Source organism: Methylobacter sp. S3L5C (assembly GCF_022788635.1).
Classification (GTDB): Bacteria; Pseudomonadota; Gammaproteobacteria; order Methylococcales; family Methylomonadaceae; genus Methylobacter_C.
The window spans coordinates 2,579,987-2,599,703 of the sequence record NZ_CP076024.1 but is presented as its reverse complement, the minus strand read 5'-3'; the positions used below and the strand labels follow the sequence as shown (position 1 = coordinate 2,599,703).

The following is a 19,717-nucleotide window of genomic DNA, read 5'->3' as shown; positions in this document are numbered from 1 at the left end:
TTTATTTCAGTGCAAATTTTGGGCTATTAACCTGGATTAGTACAGGTATTATTGGTTAAAAAATTAAGGGCTATTGTTTGTCTAACTCTACGGTATAGATTGGTTCATCCGGCCAGGCCAGCAGATATTTTTCCACCCTGTCCCATTCTTCTTCAAAGCCAGGTAGCAAACCTCTGAGTATGGCATTGATATTATTGTCACCGGCATTGCCAGCTTCTTCAATTTGTAGACAAAGATCACCCAACCTGAGTGCTCCAACGCTGTGTGCCGAGGTGCTTAATGTATGAGCGGCGTTGCTTGCCGCAATGGCTTGGCCGGTAGTGATGGCGGTTATTATATCGGCACTGATTTTCAGTGCACTAACATGAAAAAAACCCAGAAATTTGGTAAGGGTAGCAGGATCGTCACCAACCAGCTCTCTAAGTACACACATATCCCGGTCCATAGCGGGGGGTAAGTTATCAGTAACACTGACGGCTTTTACAGGTAACGACGGCTCAGTCAAGACCATGTCCGGGTTAACGGCCGTCAACTGATCTTTCTCAACGTCTTCTTGTAAAGGGATCGTGCCAAGCGCCATTACCGGAATATCAGTAAGCTTTAGCCAGTGCGCAAGTATTGACAGGAGTTGGACCGGATTAATAGGTTTACTGATGAAATCGTCCATGCCGGCAGCCAGATATTGCCCTCGCTCCTCCTCGGTTACGCCAGCCGTCAGGGCAATAATTGGCAGTGTCAAGAATCGTGGGAAACTGCGTATTTGGCGGGTTGCTTCAAAGCCATCCATGACCGGCATGTGGATATCCATCAACACGGCATCAAATTCAGTATTCTCCAGTGCCAATAGAGCCTCTTGACCATTATTGGCAATATTAACGCTGATGCCCGATAAATTAAGAAATTCTTGTATAATTTGCTGATTAAACACATTATCTTCGACTACTAAAATTCGGAAGCCTGTTAGTTGTTGGCCAAGTTTTTGCAGTACCGAGTCCAAAGATTCCAAAGCATCCGGAACCCCGTCCTGACTCGACAACGATGATATGGCCAGTATCAACTCAAAGCTAAAACAGCTACCCTGGTCAAACTCACTGATTAACGATAACTCACCGCCCATGAGTTGTACCAGATCATGGCTAAGTGCCAAGCCAAGACCGGTACCCCCAAAACGCCGGGTGATGGATTCATCTATCTGACTGAAAGGTTGAAACAGCTTGTCTTGATCAGTAGCAGAGATACCAATACCGGTGTCCGTGACAGAAAATAATAACCGGGCTTGTGATTGCTGGCGTTGTTGCAAGGTAATGTTAAGGGTAACCGAGCCGCTTGCTGTAAATTTAATCGCATTGCCCACCAAGTTAATCAAGACTTGTTCCAGCCTGAGTCTATCGCCAAGCAAGTAACATGGCACATCGGGTGCAATGTTTAGGGTAAGATTCAGGCCTTTTTGCCTGCTAGTCTCTATAAACAGACTATCGAGAACATCTATCAAGCCGTCAATAGCAAAGTGTGCCAAGTTAATATGGATATTTCCGGCTTCCAGTTTGGATAAATCCAAAATATCGTTAAGGATATTTAGCAAGTTAAGCGAGGTACTGTTAATTTTTTGTAGATAATCTCGTATATCAGCAGGCATGTCTTTAAGTAACGCCAGCTCGGAAAAACCGATAATGCCATTCATTGGCGTGCGAATTTCGTGCGACATGTTGGCAAGAAACTGCGCTTTCGACTTGGCCAGCGTTTCAGCGCGCTGTAGAGTAGCAAGCAGAAGCGCCTCGTTTTGTTTGCGCTCGGTGATATCCATAAAACTGACTACGCAGCCAATAATTTTCTCATTGTTTTTGATCGGATGTGACTGGTATTGTACAGATAAGCTGGTGCCATCTTTACGCCAAAACACCTCTGTATCCATCAACGAACTTGCTTCGCCTTGCAGGGCTTTATATATAGGACATTGTTGAAGGATATAGGGTGAACCATCAGGATGAGCAAAATGAAATAACTGGTGGTTATTTTTACCCAAAATCTCCTGTTCCGAGTCATATCCCAGGATGTTTAACGCGACGGTATTAATGAAAACACAGTCGCCGTTGATGCCGATTCCGTAGATACCTTCGCCAGTGGCGTTGAGTATCAAGTCCAGACGGATATTGGCCTGATAATTTTTATCTTTTAAAAAATCACTGGCAGCCTTGATCTTCAGGTGGTTCTTTACTCGTGCCAACAATATAGCCGGGCTGATCGGCTTGGTAATATAATCGACAGCGCCCAGCTCCAAACCAAGCTGCTCATCTTCAATATCGGACAGGGCAGTTAAAAATATGACCGGAATATCGGCTGTCTTAACGTCCGCTTTTAGTTGTTCACAAACCTCGAAGCCGGACGGCCCGGGCATCAAAACGTCAAGCAAGATGAGGTCTATGGAGCTAATACTGCTACCGCAAATATAAAAAACAAAGTCAGAGGCTTAAACATGCCTCGTTTCTTGGCACCATCAGCAAAGGAAAGGGTTTTGGTCGGCGTTTGACTGCTCTTGGCTGGCTCTTACGTTTTTGTTTTCCAATGGCCGTTGATGCCATCGCTTTTAATAATTCACGCAAGGCGCTTATGAGTTGGTTCCCTGTCAAGCCTACCATCTGCTTGGCGGCTTGAATGACCAGTTGCACTGCTGACCTGAAACTCAGTTGGCGGGGTATCTTCTCATGCAGGCTGGCTGCCTGTGCCAAATTGCCACGAATGATGTTGTATGCCAATAAGTGGATAGCTATCTCCTTGCTTACCATGTCAGGTTTTTTGCACCGTAATATTTCCATGCCCATATTGGTTTTGATGGAACGAAAATCCAGCTCAATTTTCCAGCGCTGCTTATAAAGCATAGCCAGCTCTTGCTTATGAAAGCCCTTTGCATTTAGTAAGGTGGTCAAATAGATTCTGCCGTTTACCGCAAACTCTCGGACGGTAATCGATTCCGGCAAGTCGCTATAGTCCTGCTTGGACATCCACACCGGTTTCCGTTTGGGTTTCGTCCAGTCAATCAAATGATCTCTTGCACCCAGGTAGACACCCAAGCTGAAATCTACTTTTTTCCGGGCATGTAGTGGAAATAGCACAGGAATTTCACGAGCCTGCAAGAGCGCAATAATGGCGAAGGTACAGTAATAGCGGTCCGCCATCAGCAAGTCGCCAACTGACAGGCTGCCAAACAGTTGACTGAGTAACGATGTTTCGCCAGTTCCTTTGCCTTGATAGGCTCCCAGGCTATAGTCGAGCACGGTTCCTGCAGCCAAAGAAATCAACACAACCATGCGAGCAATCGGAAAGCCCAAACCAGGCTTTTGACTATCCAGCTGAGGAAAGTCTGCCTGATTCTCTGGTGTATCTGGCATTTGCACCGTTGCTCCATCAGTAAGGACAACGTTATAACCCTTCCATCGCCACGCGGCCAGAGACTGGTTATGAAGACGCAAACCAGCAGCTGTGGTGGCTGCTCTGAGTTCCTTTAGTGGTAAGCGTTGTCGGGCTTTACAGTAAGGTCCCGTGTTAACCGTATTGGCTGATTGTCCATCGACGATACGATCAATCAATACGCCTGCCACTGCCTGTTTACAGGAACCGTCATCACTTAATACTTGGAAAATGAAAGCTTTAAGCGTGACTAAGGGCAAGAACACCGAGGAGCGTTTATGCGGGGTATTGGCGATAATGTTGGTAATGCTGTCGGCTGAAAAAAATCCTCAACACCTAGTCCTTGGGATTGCAAAAATGACTTTTTGAAGCGGTCAATTTGCTGCTGAATACGGTTTTTTTTAATAGCTGGCATGGTTAAGTTATTGATCAGACTTTGTAATACTCAAAATTCTACCAGAATAGTGCTTGATCTTTATCTTATTATTTGCGTATCTAACTGTAACTTATAGATTAATTACATTTGCGGTAGCAGTATTAATCTCTGAGGCCAAATGCGTAGTAGTGATTAAGCCCAGCTTGAGTAAGGTCGCAATTTCACGAACTTTATTACGTGTATCAACGATTGATCTGTCGGTGGCCAGATTAATTTGACCCAGGTAATCCAGGTGACTTATTTGTTCCATTTTAGAACTATGCACGAGGCGTCATCGTAAGTCTTGCCGAGTACATCCACCAGACGATAGGCGATAGTATTTGCATCTTGAAAGCGCAGCTTGATGGCTTCGTTATTTGCCAATGATTCTGATAAACCATCAGTAAACATAATAGCCATGTCGCCTGGATTGAAGGGTGTGGATTGTTCCATAAAGCTGGGCGAGCGTTGTCCAAGTATGCCATCACGAGAAACGCCACGCCATTTTTTATCGTTAAATACCACAAGACTGGTATTGCCTATACCCGCACAATAGACCGTCTGTTTATTGGCATCAAAAAAGGCTAAACCAATTGCAGCACCTATTGTGCCTTTTGCGAGCTCATAAAGTTTGCTCATTATGTCGACCAAGTTGCGTGAGGCAATTTTTTTTACGGCGGCAAGAAGCACCAGCGCCATTTTATGTGCATCCGGGCCATGGCCGGTAGCATCTATGATGGCCAGAAAATAACCATCCTCTAAAGGTAAAGCCAGTACTTGATCACCAGAGACGATTTGTCCCGGATAGGCGCGTATACACTTACCAATTTCAAAGTTGATAGTAGAGGCAGGTTCGACCAAGCTGGCATCTCTAAATGCGGCAAGTCTTTCTGAATTTGAACAATAGCTGGCCGTTGTGAGTGATAAAACTTGCTGAACAGCATTAATTTTTATTTTTTTTCTTGCAAATACACAGGTGCCATAACCGACAGTGGAATATATTTCAAAATCATCGGCAATGCGCTTGACACCCGACAAGCCCAAGCCGAGGGTACCACCTGAACTAAAATGCTCCTGCATGGCTTGCTTTACATTAACGATGCCCGGGCCGTTATCGATTGCAACCACGTCAATTTCAACATTGCCAGGCCTTTCGTAAGAACGTAACTCTATATAACCTGATTTTGCATATTTAATAATATTACTCGCCAATTCGGAAACGATAGTGGCAATAAAGGATTTGTCAACGGCACTGGCTCCAAGCAAAGGTTGCCAGCTTAGCGTTTGGGTAATGGCAATTGTTAGGTCTAGATGATTAGCGATAAAAAAGCGATTGTTTGTAGAAGAAATATTTTCTTTCAGCATAGTCATTAATCGCCTTTTAAAAAGCTCAGGACTCTGTCTATATCATCAAGTCCGGAGGCTGTATTGATACCTGAAATGTCAGCACCCGCCGAGATTAAAAAAGCTACCATACCCGAATTAAAACCAGTAAAAATAGTTTGGGCGCCCATTAGCTTTGTCATGAGCACAATGCGATGTAAGGCGTTAAATTCAGTGAGATCCAAAATGGCGATTGCGGATATATCAAAAATAACTAAAGTAATCCTGTTAATTTGTATGTACTCAAGCATATCAGTACTTAATACCGACAGCATCTCCGGCGCAACATCGCCTTGTAAAATGACGGACAATCGATCATTCATTCGACTCATGGAAACGCCGCTATGTTCGGACATATTGATACTCATGGCTAAGCGACTGATTACCGATCATGTTTTACTTAAGAAACCGTAACGTTGATCAGTTTTAAGGCGATTTCGAAGGCATCGCGTAGCGTAGATGTCGTTTTTATTTCGCCGATGTTTACTCCAAGCTCAACAATGGTTCGGGCAATCGCTGGAGATATTCCGGAAATAATAGCGCTACACCCCATTAATTGAGTGGCTTTGGTAATTTTTATTAATTGATTGGCGACCGCAGTATCTACCGAAGCTACCCCACTAATATCCAAAATAAATACTTTGGTGCGCTCTTCAGATATCTTGGACAGCGACTTATTCATGATCTCTTGGGTACGGCTTGAATCCAGAATGCCAAGCAGAGGTAATAACAATATGCCTTCCCAGATAGGTGTTACCGGTGTTGACATCTCCATCATGGCTTTATGGCTTTCGGACAAACGAAGATTTTGAATACGGGCAATTTCGTCTATGACCAAGTAAGAATCAAGAAAAAGATGTTTTGTTAGCGCATTGGCTATAGCACCGATATTAGCGGGCATTGGTTTGATATTCCAGAGTTCATCAGATAACAATTGAGAAGCTATAGACATACCGGCAAAATAAATATCGTTGGGTAAACCAATGCGGGCATGGACTTCGCCGATATGGCGTCGTTCTTTGATATAATTATTGTTGATATGTCCTACAAAAAAACTTTGCCAGTGGATGGATTGCTGCTCTTGAACCCGCTTTAAGTTACTGCTGTTTGATCCAAAAAACAGTGAAAATTCTTCTTGTTGCTTTAGCCATGCATACCACTTTTCAATAAATTCCGGCATAAAATCTGCCAGCAATGTACCCGCTTGACGCAGGAGTTCAGTGTCGGTGGCAGTGATACAAAATTTATCTTTAAGTTGTTCTATATCTTCATGCATTATAAAATTTTCCTGTTAGGTACTGTGCGGTTGATGCCGGCTATGAGAATGATGTGGTTTAAGTTTATTTAAAAGTCTAGGTTGAATGCCAAGTCATTATTATCCGAGTAGCATTTAGCAATTTCTCTAAAGCTTTCAGCTAATACCATAAAGGTATCCATTATGTCAGGATCAAAATGCGTACCTCGACTCTCAAGTGTCATTTGTATGGCTTTTTCGGTGAGGAATTGTTTAAACTGAGGGTGATTTTGCAGATGCTTGGCTAACGCCTTTACATAAAACGTATTTAGCTGCAAAGGCTTGTCCGTTTCCTGGTTACCTGTTTTTGCAAGCGCAATTAATAGCAGAATGGCTATATCGTGAATGGCGGCTAGTTGGTCGGATCTTTTAGTGATCTGTACTTTGATAAACTCACTTTTATCTTTTAAAAAGTCATTAGCCGCTTTAATTTTTAAATAGTTCCCTACTCGTGCCAGCAAGATAGCCGGGCTGACAGACTTGGTAATATAGTCAACCGCACCGAGTTTTAATCCCTGTAGCTCATCATCAAGATCGCTCATCGCCGTGATAAATATGACAGGGATATCCGCAGTGTTGGCGTCGGCTTTTAATTGCTTACAAACCTCGAAGCCGGAAAGACCAGGCATTATGACGTCTAATAATATGAGGTCGATAGCGTTATCGTTTTGAACAATAGTAAGTCCTTTTTCGCCAGAAGTAGCCGCTTTTACCTTATAACTGGTTTTGAGCAGTCCCGATAGCAGATTAATAACATCAGGACTGTCATCTATGATGAGAACGGTAGGTTTTAAAGTTAAGCTCATTATGTTTAAGTTTGCGCTTCTTTTTTCGAATGAGTGTTGTTTGTCGCTGATTTTGACTGCCAATCAATAAGAATTTAAGTTGATTGAGCTTCTTAATGAATATCAGCGCCAATAGAAACTATTACATTTTTAGAAAAAATCCAATACAACACATAAAATATGTAATTTACAGATTAAATATACTGCACATTTTATCAATTAAATAGTGTTTTTAATTGGGCAATTAAAAGAATTATTTGGCTTCAATTTAACTACAATACTTTCGGACAGTTTTAGGAGGCCTCCAGCATGTAAATATGCAGTCATCGATGACAATAGCTAAATACGTCAAAGACCTTTACGCTTCAAACTGGCAGGGGTAGGTAATCGATAGACAGCGAACCTATACCGCTATCGCGGCATAAAATGTCCGAAGTATTGACAGATCAAATCTATCGGCTTATTTGCTGGTATTTTCCAGATCTGAGACATCAATGGCTAATGCAGTCCTTACCTTTTCTATCAGCAAATAACGCGTAAAAGGCTTGACGATATAATTAACAGCACCTTGTTGTAAACTTTGCATAACCATATCTTTAGCCTGGATATTGGTTATCATGACAATAGGTACACCAGTAAGATGCTTATAACTTTTTATCTTTTTCAGTATCTCCATGCCATTATAATCAGGCATATTAATATCCATTAAAATGAGATCAGGACGTTGCCTAAATAACAAAGTCAGGGCAGATTCGCCATTGAACCTGGAAATTATTTTATAGTTTTCATCCCTAAGAGCATCATTGATTATTTGGTGCTGAAAGACATCATCATCAACGACTAGTACTCAGTCAGCGTTGATATGTCGAATGATAGCCCCCATATAATGTCTTTACATTGCCATTAATAAACACCATTGAAAAAGAAATACATAGTACGACTAACGGAAGATGAACGCGCTTATTTGGGAAGTTTGATTCATACCGGAAAAGTGGCCGCTCATAAAAGGTTACACGCTGAAATACTGCTGAAAGCGGATGTTAGCGAGTTAGGAGAAAAATGGCTGGACCGGCCAATAAGTGAAGCTTTTGGTATTTCAAGACGTACCGTTGAACGAGTCCGGGAGCGACTGGTTCAAGAAGGCTTGGAATCGGCTTTAAACCGGGCAAAGTCAATTCGGGTTAGAAGTCGTACTATTGATGGAGAGAATGAAGCCCGTTTGATCGCGTTAAGTTGTGGCGATGCACCTGAAGGGCGTAGTCGCTGGACATTACGTTTACTTGGACAGCAGATGGTTGAGCTGGGTTATATTGAAAGTGTATCGCATGAAACTATCCGGCAAACCTTAAAAAAAACGAATTAAAACCCTGGCAAAATAAAGAGTGGTGTATTCCGGCTAAAAAAAATGCTGAGTTTGTTTGTGCTATGGAAGATACGCTTGAGGTTTACAAGCGACCTTATGATGAAGCGCAACCACTGATTTGCATGGATGAAAGCAGCAAGCAACAGATTAAAGACACGCGAACACCAATACCGGCAAAGCCTGGCACGGTCGCTCGGTACGACACGGAATATGAGCGTAATGGAGTGAGCAATATTTTTATGTTTTTTGAACCCTTGCAGGGCAAACGGTTTGTTGAGGTAACCGATCAAAGAACGGCCATTGATTGGGCGCATCAAATTCGTAACCTGGTTGATGTCCATTACCCGCAGGCTAAACGTATTACCCTGGTTATGGATAATCTGAATACCCATACTGGTGCCTCTTTATATAAGGCATTTGAGCCAAAAGAGGCGAGAAGAATTCTTGAAAAACTAGAAATACACTACACGCCCAAGCATGGCAGTTGGTTAAATATGGCCGAGATAGAATTAAGCATCCTGTCACGGCAATGTATGGATCGCCGCATTCCAGATCAAGAAATGTTAAAAACAGAAATTTTAGCGTGGCAAGAAAAAAGAAATACTATTGCTCGGCCTATGAAATGGCGGTTTACCACGGAGGATGCACGGATAAAACTGAAGAAACTTTATCCGACATTATCAGATTGACTGAGTACTAGTATTGTTTTCATTATGTTGGCAATCAAAATATTGTTCTAATTTCAGCGTTTATAAATATAGATATACGGCAATAGGATTAATTGTTTTTTGCAAAATATGACTTGGTTTTTTAAGATATAACTTTTACAAATTAAATATTCAATGTACCTCACTGTAAGTTCACACAGAGAATAACCTTTAATCCCTTTAAGGGACGTTATCTGTTTTTTAAATTTCCAACTTTAATGCTGCCAATTCTTGATTAGTCATCGGTGCACGTAATAGTTGTTAGTTACTTAGAGACGCATTAGTGAAAAAAGAAAAACACCAATAATTAACTTTTTAATTTCAATTGGTTAATATTTAATTCGACATCCGACTCTACATTTTTCATAAGTTTAGTTAGCCATTAACGCCACAAACCTTATTATTCGTGAAGTGCCAATTACTATAACTATCCGAAGTATTAATTTAATTGAAAATTATAAATTACATTTTCAGAAAAAATATGCATATAATATGCAGAAAATTTAATTTGAAAAATAAATATTTTACACTAAACGTATTATCAGTCAAATAGTATATTTCGGATAGTTTATGCGACGATAGCTCCACAATTAAATGTAATGGTCAAGTAACATAGGATAATTTCTTAAGGAGCCTTCTTATAGAATCGCGGTATTCAAATTCTAGCGAGGAATGGTACTAACAGCTTTAAATTAGTAAGCTGTCATCTGAAAATTAAAGGCGAATGGCAACTGTGGGTCGGTAGTGATCCTTCAATTTTGACAGAGCAAGTTCGGCCATATAGAGACATTCATCACCGTAAGCTTTATGGCGATTAATATGGTAAATCGTGATGATGAACATGGTTATTCTTCCTATCTTAAGCCGCCTTTTCAACTTTCATCAAGGGTATCGAGGTTAATGTCGTCACTAAAAACGCTGTAAAAAGAAACTAGACACTTAACAACATTTTGGGCGGTAAACAAATCAGTATGATCATGCCACCACAACGAATCTTGAGTTTCTTTCCAATTACCTTCGCAAGGCCATTTATCCCCTAGCTTATCTGTATAGGTGGATGTTGGATATGTCCTATTAAAGCCGGCACGTCGATTAGACCAATGATAATCATAAAATTGCCCAACCTCTGTCTCCCGATTTTCATAAGGCCCGCCATCCGATTCGGGTGCGGCATGACCATTATGAAGATGAATATTCGACTCTTTCATACCAAAACCGTGCGTATCACTACCCGTAGGAGGCAGATTGTTATAAAGACGTAGTAATGTTGATTGGCCGTATTGCGCTTTAACTCCTGACAACCCTATCGCGTCAGAATGTAAAGGTCTCATTCAAGACATGTAACTAAATTGGATTCTATTATCCCCTATGCTTATTAATTTGCTTGCCAGTGATAACTTTACAATATGTTTGAATAGATCAAGATATCATCATACCCATTTTTCGCTATTAGATATAACACATTGTTATTAAAAGAAAATAACTTCAGTGAATCATGATTGTTAAAAACCTAAATCGTTAAAATTCAATGAATTATCTTCGCAAAGAGCGAATAACTGGATCATACTATCTACTTTGGTTAATTAATTAATGAATAAAATAATCGCAGCACTTACTGTCAAAAAACGCTTTTTATTGTTATTAGCGATGTTTACCATAGGCTTTGTAGCTTATGGATTTTGGTCTTTTAAAACGCTTAACGAATTACAAATTAATAGCCCGCTTTATCAACGTATAGCCCAAGGCAAAGACTTGGTAGCTGATGTGTTACCACCTCCTGAATATATTTTAGAGTCTTATTTAGTGATGCTTGAGTTAGCCAACGCTACTGACAAAAAAGATCAAGCCTTATTGATTAGTAAATTTAAGCAGCTAAAAGATGAGTATGATACCCGTCATCAATATTGGTTAAATCAAGGCTTAACAGGTGAATTAGCGCCATTGTTTTTAGAACAATCTTATCTATCGGCCTATCAATTTTATAATTTAGTTTTGGCAGAATTAATACCTGCTATACAAGAATCCGACCGCGCCTCGGTGACAACCATACTACCACGCTTGACTAAGCTATATAAAAGCCATCGGCTAGTGATAGATAAAATTATACCTATTCTTATTCAGCGCACCTTAGCCGACGAAGCCTTAGCTACTGAAAAAACCCATACCGGCAATTTATTAATGCTAGCTATTTTACTGACATCTCTAGCGGCCTCTATGATTCTAGGCTTTGCTATTGCTCACAGCTTTGTTATCCAATTGGGCGGTGAGCCTAGTGATGTAGTTGTTATTGCTAAACAAATAGCTCTAGGGCATTTAGATAATGACATTAACCTCACAAAAGGTGATGATCATAGCTTATTAGCGGCCATCGACTTAATGCAAAATGAGTTGCAGCGCATCATTTCACAATTGCAAAATCACGTTGATTGCATAATAAAAGGTGATTTTACTCAGCAAATTGATTTAAGCGATAAAACGGGTTTTGAATTAGAAATTAGCCGCACCATCAACAGCTTGAATAGTGGCTTATTACATAAAATCGGCGGTAATCCTGATGATGTGGCCTACGTAGCACGACAAATTGCCGCAGGCCATTTAGATAACACATTATCGGTACGCCAAGGTGACAGCGAAAGCATTACTGCAGCAATGGCTAATATGAGCGAAAATTTACAAGCTATCATTACCGATATCAACCATTCGGTAAATGCTGCTGTGCACGGTGACTTTAGTTATCGCATGGACGAAAACCGTCATCAAGGTTTCGCTAAAACATTAGCTGAGCTTTCAAATAACTTAAATAAAACTTCTGAAAATGCCTTAAGTGACATAGGTCGCATAGCCAATGCTCTTGCTATAGGCGACTTAACGCAGCGTATTGATAAAAAATACTCAGGGTTATTTGGCATAACTGCACAAGGTATTAATGATACGCGTAGCTCACTGTTATCGCTGATTAATGAAATTATATCTGCCGTTAGCGTCATTAATAGCTCGGCTTCCGAGATTGCAGCTGGTTTTTTAGATCTATCACAGCGTACAGAACAACAGGCGTCTAGCCTAGAAGAAAACTCCGCCACTATGGAAGAATTAGCCTCTACAGTTAAACAAAATGCTGAAAACGCTAGAGTCGCTAATAATATGGTATTAAGTACTTCAACTTTAACTACCAAAGGCGGATCAGCAGTAGATGAAGTGATCAAAACTATGGATAGTATTTCTAAAAGTGCTAGCACCATGATTGGTATAGTTGAAGTTATTGATGGCTTAGCCTTTCAAACAAATATATTAGCGTTAAATGCTGCGATAGAAGCGGCAAGTGCAGGAGCGCATGGTAAAGGGTTTTCTGTGGTGGCCTCTGAGGTACGTTTATTAGCTCTACGTTCGACTTCGGCAGCAAAAGAAATCAAAGACCTAATTAGTGCCTGAACGAAAAAGCCACTTTTCAAAAAAACCAGCTCAACATCCGGAAATATTTTTTGGAAAAATCTTTCCGGAGTGGAACAAACGACTTATTTTCTGATTTACCATCAGTTTTTCAGAATTATTTCTAATAATCACAAATTATAAGCGCACCTTTCCTGTGGATAACCTGTTGGCTGTTCTCAAAAAAGCGTCAGGCAGCTAGTTTTTGTTGCTCGTTAACAAGCCTTAGCCGTTCCATGTCGCGTTTAATTGTGCCGAGCTTTTGAATGTTACGCGATAACACGGCTAAGCCAACATAACGCTCGAAGGCTTCAATGCCATGATCAAGGCACTTATCCAGCCCATGTACTTCTAACGCATTAATAGCCGATTCTACGGCGGAATGTTGCTTTTTTGCCTGTTTAAATTCCGCGGTGTATTCACGATTCTGGTCGGCTTTGGATAGCTTGCCTTTTTTGGGTAAAACGACTTGCTCAAGGAGGGCTTTCAGGTCGGTTTGATTGGCCGGACTGTGGAAACCTTTGTCAAAGCTACAGGCGTTAAAACTTGGGAATTTTACTTGAGTCGCTTTAACCATCGGCACGGCGACTTTGTCGTCGGTAGTCTTTTGCATGACTTGACTGTGCAATATAAAGCCCTGATGGTCTTCCATGATACAGACCCGCAAGCCCAGTTCAACCGGGACTCCGGCTTTGCCTTTGCTGATCCATTCGGTGTGGGTCTGGAACAGGGAAAAGACTTTTTCATCATGGGGAATGGTTTCTCCTTGAATAGCGCGACGTCTAATCTGCTCGATTTGACGTTCGGCATGCAGGCTAAAAGTGCTCAGATCGGTAAGCAACACTTCTGGTATGTGAAAGTGATTTTTTAACGTCAACATACTGGCTTTAGTGCGCTCAAGATAAAACCCTGCCAAATCAATATAGTCCTGGTAGGCCTGTTTGATCTCAAGTGCTTTGGCGGCCTTGATAGCGTCATTTTTTGACGTGGAATGTTTGAGTTTTTGCAGCGTGCGATACCGCCTTTTAAATTTAGACAGGTTGTGCTTATGCAATCGCCATTCAGGCAAGGCATGTTGCAAGCTCCATTTGACGCACGTCCGAATCAGAATCCGGATCGCATCATGCAGTAAACTGATATCGGTTGGAAAATGCACGTTGGTTTTTAACACAAAAGAATCGCAACGGCCTCTGATCAGCGCATGAATATCCAGATCCAGTAATTGATAGCCGGCTCGAATAACTTCAGTACTAATACGCGCCATGATCGCTGGCGTAAACAGCTTGAGATTGTCTTTCAAGGTTTGCAGGCGATAGCGTTTGTCGGCATCAAAGCAACCAAGACCGAGCATTTCACGTAGGGTGTTATGCTGATTGGCCAACTCCAGAATGCGATCATAGTCTGTATTCAGTCCTACGCGTAGCGATCCTAACACCAAAATCGACCATTGATTCATACCGGGGCGGCCTTTGTCGATGGCAACGATTTTTGTCACTTCGGCGTCAATTTTAGTAGGCACCACATCCTCCAGTATTTTAAAAACAGCATCCCTTAATGGCTGAGTCGTATAAATGTGTTGCAAGCCCAGCAAGATGATCGGAATGTCATCACGGGAGGAAACATCTATTTTGATATCAGCAATATCGCGTTGACCGATGCTCATTTGTGGAGAAAATACCTTTCTCATCGGGAGTTTTCCAACGAGAATTTGAAAGCTGAGGCGCTTATCCGGGAGGTAGCTTTTGCCAAGCCCTTTTCGATGAAAATAATAATCATAATTATCAGCAAGTTACTTAAATTCAGCATTTTATACGCCAATAGGCTGTTATTTGATTTTCAATAGCCTATTTTATCGCAACTTATTGTTTTGTATTAAATAATTTATTACCGTTCAAACACTAATTAACAATTCAGTAATGACAACTAAAAGCGGCAGCAATCAAGTCGATATAGCCGGAAAAACCATGATTGAAATATCTAATGCCGTAACTTTAGTTACAGATTTGGTATCTCAAATATCTTCTGCATCTTCTGAGCAAAGTACTGGCATAGATCAACTTAATATAGCGATGTTGCAAATGGATAACGCTACTCAGCAGAATGCTTCTTTAGCAGAGCAATCTGCAGCGACTGCACAATCATTAGAGGATCAAGCACGACAATTGCAATCTTTAGTAGGTAGATTTCGTATCAGATAATATTTCGGATTTGGTTCCCAAGCATTACTTGGAAACCAGTAACACTAAACTAGCTTTTGCACGGCAATTTTGATTATAACGAACCCACAAATCAGGGCAATGATTTAAACTATACTGAATTTAAATTGAGAGTCAGAAAATAAGCGAAAGCAAACGAAAGGATTTTAGAGGGGTTCAAAAAACTAAACTTCAAAGACTGACTATTTCGTAAGATATAATTACAGCGCCCACATCAACCGTTAGACTATAAAACAACCAGTATGACCAACAAAACAGCCACAGGCAGCGGTTCAGGAGATAAGATTAAATTGAATTGATACGTTATCCTTTTTTCATTAATATTTAAATTTACTACAGAGTGGGATTAAGCGGCATAAAACCAACCAGTGCGAAAAAAGGCGCTTACCGCTAACGTGGCTACGCAGTTATGCCAGCAAAGGCATCACTTCAAGCTGTAGGCATTGATTATTCATGTTTTTATTTTGCCTTACAGCCAGTCAGATTTTTTCAGCCGCCAATACAGAAAAAGACTGCCCAAAACGACGCCGACCACTACCACCGGATAACTGTATTGCCAATCCAACTCAGGCATGTATCTGAAGTTCATACCGTACCAACTGAAAACCATGGTGGGTATTGCCAAGATCGCTCCCCAACCGGCCAATCGTTTGACAACTTCGTTCTGCCGAACCGTTTCAAATGTCAAATGCACCTGCATTGCCGCTACCAACATTTCTCGCATACCATGAATCTTCTGATCTATACGTTTGATGTGATCCACAATATCGCGAAAATAGACCCGCACGTCCTTGGGAATAAACTCATTATGCAAACGCATCAACTCATTGCAGATATCTATCACCGGTGTAATAGCTCCTTCCAGTAACATCAATTCGCGCTTCAGTTCGTAAAGGTCCTCCATGGTTTGCCGGCTGGGTTGATATTTAAAAATTGCCGACTCCAAGCTATCAAAACGCGCCTGCAAACCATCAATAACCGGCATATAGTTATCAACGATAAAATCCATAATTGAATACAAGGCAAATCCTGGCCCTTTGGCCAGTTGCTTAGGCATGGCTTCACAGCGCTCTCTAATTTTGCTGTGACTGCATGAATAGCCGTGCCTGATCGTCACCAAAAAACGTGGACCGAGAAAAATATGAGTTTCCCCGAACTTAACCTGTTCTCCTGCAAGATCTGCGGTATGCAACACGATAAACAACGACTCGCCAAATTCATCAACCTTCGGACGCTGATGCGCCGAGCAAGCATCTTCGATAGCCAAGTCATGCAAACCAAATTCCTCCTGTATTTGGGCCAACAGTTCACTATTGGCCTCAAGCAAACCTAGCCAGATGAAGGTGTTTTCCTGCTTAAGCACTTCACTGATATCCTCGATTGTCACATCGCCGATACTGACGCCATTTTGATAGGCTACGCATTTCATGATCATGCGGTTATCGATTATTTTTGTCAAAATGGCTTCCTATTATTTAGAAATAGTAATTTCTGGTGCGCCTTGCCGAGCCAGATCGGTCATGGTCATTTGAAAAAGTTGGCATAACAACCGAAAGGCTTCGCGATTCCAAGGATAACCTTCGTCCGGCTTTATTGCGTAATACCAATCGCCATACTGGACGCTGATATCGCCATTACCTGGTTTGTCATCACTGATCAGCATAGCCAGTGTGTTTACCGGGTTCTGGCTGACATCAGAAGTTTGCAGATATTTAGCAACATCGTATTCCGGATTGTCGCCGATAGACTGACCAATAAAATTCAGTATATTATGAAAACTGCGCAAGCGGAAAATACCGTGTATTGGCCACTCTCCACCCGGATATTCGGGTCGAATATCCACCATAACATCATTGCCAGCACCTTGATCGGCTTCTTCCTGCAAACGAATACGCTCGTCATTGCTCAGAGTTGCCGGATCGTAATTAGTTATAACAATACGCCCGGTTACTCGCTTGCTCAGCGTGACTTGCTTACTTTGGGCCAGGTAGTCAATTTTAAAGTCTTTTTGCAACGCGGCCATTTGTTCCGCCGTTAATGATGCAGCCGGCAAAGTCCAGTGCTGCTCGAACATAAGTGGCTCGACAAACAGCTTGTTTCTATCCTGGATCGACGACATATGGAGTACGGCTTGCCGGAACATCCGATAGCCTTTGGCATCGTTAGGCTTGTTATAATAAATGCCTTGTTGCTTTCCGCCGTTAATTCGGAACTCGCCTGCAACAAGGCGCAGAATCAAATCCACATCAGCGCCCTGTCGCAGTAGCATGGTCAGTTTGTTTTCCTGAAACGGCGTCAACATTCGACGGGTGAATTCCTCACCTTCGACCGGAACAATACTGATAGTCGGATTCTCGGATATCGTGCCACCAAACACCGGCGTTAATAACGAACCATTCTCGCCAGTAAAAGCAGGCGTTGCGCCCGCGTTCAATTGGAAATTAAAGGTCGCCGCAATATTGGATACGCCAGTGAAATGCATGGGTTGATGCTGGTGGGAACGCGCAATGTTTAACAGTATCAATTTTGACAAAATATCGGCAGTTGTCTTGTCGTATTCGATGACGGCATGATCCAGTGCCATCGGTGAAAGGCATCCTTGCAGACCGCATAAAGCGAGCATTATCAAACATCGTGCAATAGAACTTTGAAACACTGGAGACAGGTAAGGGTAAAAGTTCATATTTTTCTTTAAGCTTTTTAAACATCCAATTTGTGTAACATAGTAAACTAATTTCTTATAGGAATCGTATTGAATTTTCGATCATGTCGAAGTGGATCGGGCGATCGGTGAATGCGGTGACGTCAATGCGCCAGTGTCAGGGTGAGATTGTCATCAGGCCCTGTTAGTTGTTAGTGTCCCACCGCCTGCCTCTTTAACGAATAGCCACGAAACAGGATCCTGTACTGGTGCTCCTAGTGCCGCAATGGTCATCGGGGATGCTAGCGCCAGAGCCATAAGCATGACTGAAATGAGTTGTCGTTTACTGGTTACTTTCAAGTACGTTTGTTCTATTTTTTTTGGTATTGTTTCTATTGGTGGGGGGTTGGAAGTCAACTGATATTGAATGTTGAGTTACCGATCTTATAGCGTCAGATGCTAATACTGCTACCGCAAATGTAATTAATCTATAAGTTACAGTTAGATACGCAAATAATAAGATAAAGATCAAGCACTATTCTGGTAGAATTTTGAGTATTACAAAGTCTGATCAATAACTTAACCATGCCAGCTATTAAAAAAAACCGTATTCAGCAGCAAATTGACCGCTTCAAAAAGTCATTTTTGCAATCCCAAGGACTAGGTGTTGAGGATTTTTTTCAGCCGACAGCATTACCAACATTATCGCCAATACCCCGCATAAACGCTCCTCGGTGTTCTTGCCCTTAGTCACGCTTAAAGCTTTCATTTTCCAAGTATTAAGTGATGACGGTTCCTGTAAACAGGCAGTGGCAGGCGTATTGATTGATCGTATCGTCGATGGACAATCAGCCAATACGGTTAACACGGGACCTTACTGTAAAGCCCGACAACGCTTACCACTAAAGGAACTCAGAGCAGCCACCACAGCTGCTGGTTTGCGTCTTCATAACCAGTCTCTGGCCGCGTGGCGATGGAAGGGTTATAACGTTGTCCTTACTGATGGAGCAACGGTGCAAATGCCAGATACACCAGAGAATCAGGCAGACTTTCCTCAGCTGGATAGTCAAAAGCCTGGTTTGGGCTTTCCGATTGCTCGCATGGTTGTGTTGATTTCTTTGGCTGCAGGAACCGTGCTCGACTATAGCCTGGGAGCCTATCAAGGCAAAGGAACTGGCGAAACATCGTTACTCAGTCAACTGTTTGGCAGCCTGTCAGTTGGCGACTTGCTGATGGCGGACCGCTATTACTGTACCTTCGCCATTATTGCGCTCTTGCAGGCTCGTGAAATTCCTGTGCTATTTCCACTACATGCCCGGAAAAAAGTAGATTTCAGCTTGGGTGTCTACCTGGGTGCAAGAGATCATTTGATTGACTGGACGAAACCCAAACGGAAACCGGTGTGGATGTCCAAGCAGGACTATAGCGACTTGCCGGAATCGATTACCGTCCGAGAGTTTGCGGTAAACGGCAGAATCTATTTGACCACCTTACTAAATGCAAAGGGCTTTCATAAGCAAGAGCTGGCTATGCTTTATAAGCAGCGCTGGAAAATTGAGCTGGATTTTCGTTCCATCAAAACCAATATGGGCATGGAAATATTACGGTGCAAAAAACCTGACATGGTAAGCAAGGAGATAGCTATCCACTTATTGGCATACAACATCATTCGTGGCAATTTGGCACAGGCAGCCAGCCTGCATGAGAAGATACCCCGCCAACTGAGTTTCAGGTCAGCAGTGCAACTGGTCATTCAAGCCGCCAAGCAGATGGTAGGCTTGACAGGGAACCAACTCATAAGCGCCTTGCGTGAATTATTAAAAGCGATGGCATCAACGGCCATTGGAAAACAAAAACGTAAGAGCCAGCCAAGAGCAGTCAAACGCCGACCAAAACCCTTTCCTTTGCTGATGGTGCCAAGAAACGAGGCATGTTTAAGCCTCTGACTTTGTTTTTTATATTTGCGGTAGCAGTATTAAGCTCCGACACTTATTGATAAGGTGTATTATTTCCGAACTGCAATTCGCCACGAATGTCCGGTTTAGGGAAGCCTAAATTCATATCCGTATGACCGCTGTGTGT

At 42.0% G+C, this 19,717-nt stretch carries 13 protein-coding genes and 3 pseudogenes; 4 read left to right on the top strand and 12 right to left on the bottom strand.

Features of this window, described 5'->3' with window-relative positions; genetic code table 11:
• Positions 1–70 precede the first annotated feature (70 nt).
• The 8 genes and pseudogenes from KKZ03_RS11610 to KKZ03_RS11570 all read right to left on the bottom strand — a co-directional run.
• Positions 71–2,413: a response regulator gene (locus tag KKZ03_RS11610; protein WP_305852381.1), complete on the bottom strand. Its 2,343-nt coding sequence runs from the start codon at positions 2,411–2,413 to the stop codon at positions 71–73.
• Between the two features lie 46 nt (positions 2,414–2,459).
• Positions 2,460–3,820, bottom strand: a pseudogene (locus tag KKZ03_RS11600) (IS4 family transposase).
• Between the two features lie 91 nt (positions 3,821–3,911).
• Positions 3,912–4,091: a hypothetical protein gene (locus tag KKZ03_RS11595; RefSeq protein ID WP_243217013.1), complete on the bottom strand. Its 180-nt coding sequence runs from the start codon at positions 4,089–4,091 to the stop codon at positions 3,912–3,914.
• The gene (locus tag KKZ03_RS11590) at positions 4,079–5,191 is read right to left on the bottom strand and encodes a SpoIIE family protein phosphatase (protein WP_243217012.1); all 1,113 of its coding nucleotides are present in this window, start codon (positions 5,189–5,191) and stop codon (positions 4,079–4,081) included. Before KKZ03_RS11590 ends, KKZ03_RS11595 begins: the two co-directional genes overlap by 13 nt.
• Positions 5,191–5,571, bottom strand: a complete 381-nt coding sequence (locus KKZ03_RS11585) for a hypothetical protein (RefSeq protein WP_243217011.1) — start codon at positions 5,569–5,571, stop codon at positions 5,191–5,193. The genes KKZ03_RS11590 and KKZ03_RS11585 overlap by 1 nt, the downstream gene beginning before the upstream one ends.
• 32 nt (positions 5,572–5,603) lie before the next feature.
• On the bottom strand, positions 5,604–6,479 hold the full coding sequence (locus tag KKZ03_RS11580; protein WP_243217010.1) for a protoglobin domain-containing protein: 876 nt from the start codon (positions 6,477–6,479) through the stop codon (positions 5,604–5,606).
• A 68-nt stretch (positions 6,480–6,547) separates the two neighbouring features.
• A complete protein-coding gene (locus tag KKZ03_RS11575; protein WP_243217009.1) occupies positions 6,548–7,303 on the bottom strand; it encodes a two-component system response regulator in 756 nt (251 codons plus the stop codon).
• Positions 7,304–7,742: 439 nt separating this feature from the next.
• A pseudogene (locus KKZ03_RS11570) lies at positions 7,743–8,117 on the bottom strand (PleD family two-component system response regulator); the annotation flags it as partial.
• 81 nt (positions 8,118–8,198) lie between these two features.
• Between KKZ03_RS11570 and KKZ03_RS11565 the strand changes: the two are divergent.
• Positions 8,199–9,334, top strand: a protein-coding gene (locus KKZ03_RS11565; protein WP_243217008.1) for an IS630 family transposase whose coding sequence is annotated in 2 segments (ribosomal slippage) — positions 8,199–8,628 and positions 8,628–9,334 — 1,137 coding nt in all. Because the reading frame shifts where the segments join, the coding sequence is not laid out codon by codon here.
• An 890-nt stretch (positions 9,335–10,224) separates the two neighbouring features.
• Here KKZ03_RS11565 and KKZ03_RS11560 read toward each other — a convergent pair.
• The gene (locus tag KKZ03_RS11560) at positions 10,225–10,683 is read right to left on the bottom strand and encodes a hypothetical protein (protein ID WP_243217007.1); all 459 of its coding nucleotides are present in this window, start codon (positions 10,681–10,683) and stop codon (positions 10,225–10,227) included.
• Between the two features lie 259 nt (positions 10,684–10,942).
• On the opposite strand from KKZ03_RS11560, the gene KKZ03_RS21910 reads away from it, so the two are divergent.
• Positions 10,943–12,781: a methyl-accepting chemotaxis protein gene (locus tag KKZ03_RS21910; RefSeq protein ID WP_305852348.1), complete on the top strand. Its 1,839-nt coding sequence runs from the start codon at positions 10,943–10,945 to the stop codon at positions 12,779–12,781.
• A 187-nt stretch (positions 12,782–12,968) separates the two neighbouring features.
• On the opposite strand, the gene KKZ03_RS11550 is transcribed toward KKZ03_RS21910, so the two are convergent.
• On the bottom strand, positions 12,969–14,465 hold the full coding sequence (locus tag KKZ03_RS11550) for an ISNCY family transposase (protein WP_243216937.1): 1,497 nt from the start codon (positions 14,463–14,465) through the stop codon (positions 12,969–12,971).
• A gap of 196 nt (positions 14,466–14,661) precedes the next feature.
• Between KKZ03_RS11550 and KKZ03_RS11545 the strand changes: the two genes are divergently transcribed.
• Positions 14,662–14,976, top strand: coding sequence for a methyl-accepting chemotaxis protein (locus tag KKZ03_RS11545; RefSeq protein WP_371744894.1), 315 nt, complete (start codon positions 14,662–14,664; stop codon positions 14,974–14,976).
• Between the two features lie 487 nt (positions 14,977–15,463).
• Here KKZ03_RS11545 and corA read toward each other — a convergent pair whose 3' ends face one another.
• Positions 15,464–16,453, bottom strand: a complete 990-nt coding sequence (gene corA, locus KKZ03_RS11540) for a magnesium/cobalt transporter CorA (RefSeq protein WP_243217005.1) — start codon at positions 16,451–16,453, stop codon at positions 15,464–15,466.
• A gap of 12 nt (positions 16,454–16,465) precedes the next feature.
• Entirely contained in the window at positions 16,466–17,677 is a 1,212-nt protein-coding gene (locus KKZ03_RS11535; RefSeq protein ID WP_243217004.1) for a hypothetical protein, read from the bottom strand.
• A 543-nt stretch (positions 17,678–18,220) separates the two neighbouring features.
• On the opposite strand from KKZ03_RS11535, the pseudogene KKZ03_RS11530 reads away from it, so the two are divergent.
• Positions 18,221–19,581: pseudogene (locus KKZ03_RS11530) on the top strand (IS4 family transposase).
• Positions 19,582–19,717: the final 136 nt, after the last annotated feature.

What these genes read in the sequence shown, in the direction of transcription:
- KKZ03_RS11595 (WP_243217013.1), bottom strand. Translation starts at nt 4,091, where the DNA reads ATGGAACAAATAAGTCACCTGGATTACCTGGGTCAAATTAATCTGGCC.
- KKZ03_RS11535 (WP_243217004.1), bottom strand. Translation starts at nt 17,677, where the DNA reads ATGAACTTTTACCCTTACCTGTCTCCAGTGTTTCAAAGTTCTATTGCA.
- KKZ03_RS11560 (WP_243217007.1), bottom strand. Translation starts at nt 10,683, where the DNA reads ATGAGACCTTTACATTCTGACGCGATAGGGTTGTCAGGAGTTAAAGCG.
- KKZ03_RS11580 (WP_243217010.1), bottom strand. Translation starts at nt 6,479, where the DNA reads ATGCATGAAGATATAGAACAACTTAAAGATAAATTTTGTATCACTGCC.
- KKZ03_RS11590 (WP_243217012.1), bottom strand. Translation starts at nt 5,191, where the DNA reads ATGACTATGCTGAAAGAAAATATTTCTTCTACAAACAATCGCTTTTTT.
- KKZ03_RS11585 (WP_243217011.1), bottom strand. Translation starts at nt 5,571, where the DNA reads ATGAGTATCAATATGTCCGAACATAGCGGCGTTTCCATGAGTCGAATG.
- KKZ03_RS11550 (WP_243216937.1), bottom strand. Translation starts at nt 14,465, where the DNA reads ATGAGAAAGGTATTTTCTCCACAAATGAGCATCGGTCAACGCGATATT.
- KKZ03_RS11575 (WP_243217009.1), bottom strand. Translation starts at nt 7,303, where the DNA reads ATGAGCTTAACTTTAAAACCTACCGTTCTCATCATAGATGACAGTCCT.
- KKZ03_RS21910 (WP_305852348.1), top strand. Translation starts at nt 10,943, where the DNA reads ATGAATAAAATAATCGCAGCACTTACTGTCAAAAAACGCTTTTTATTG.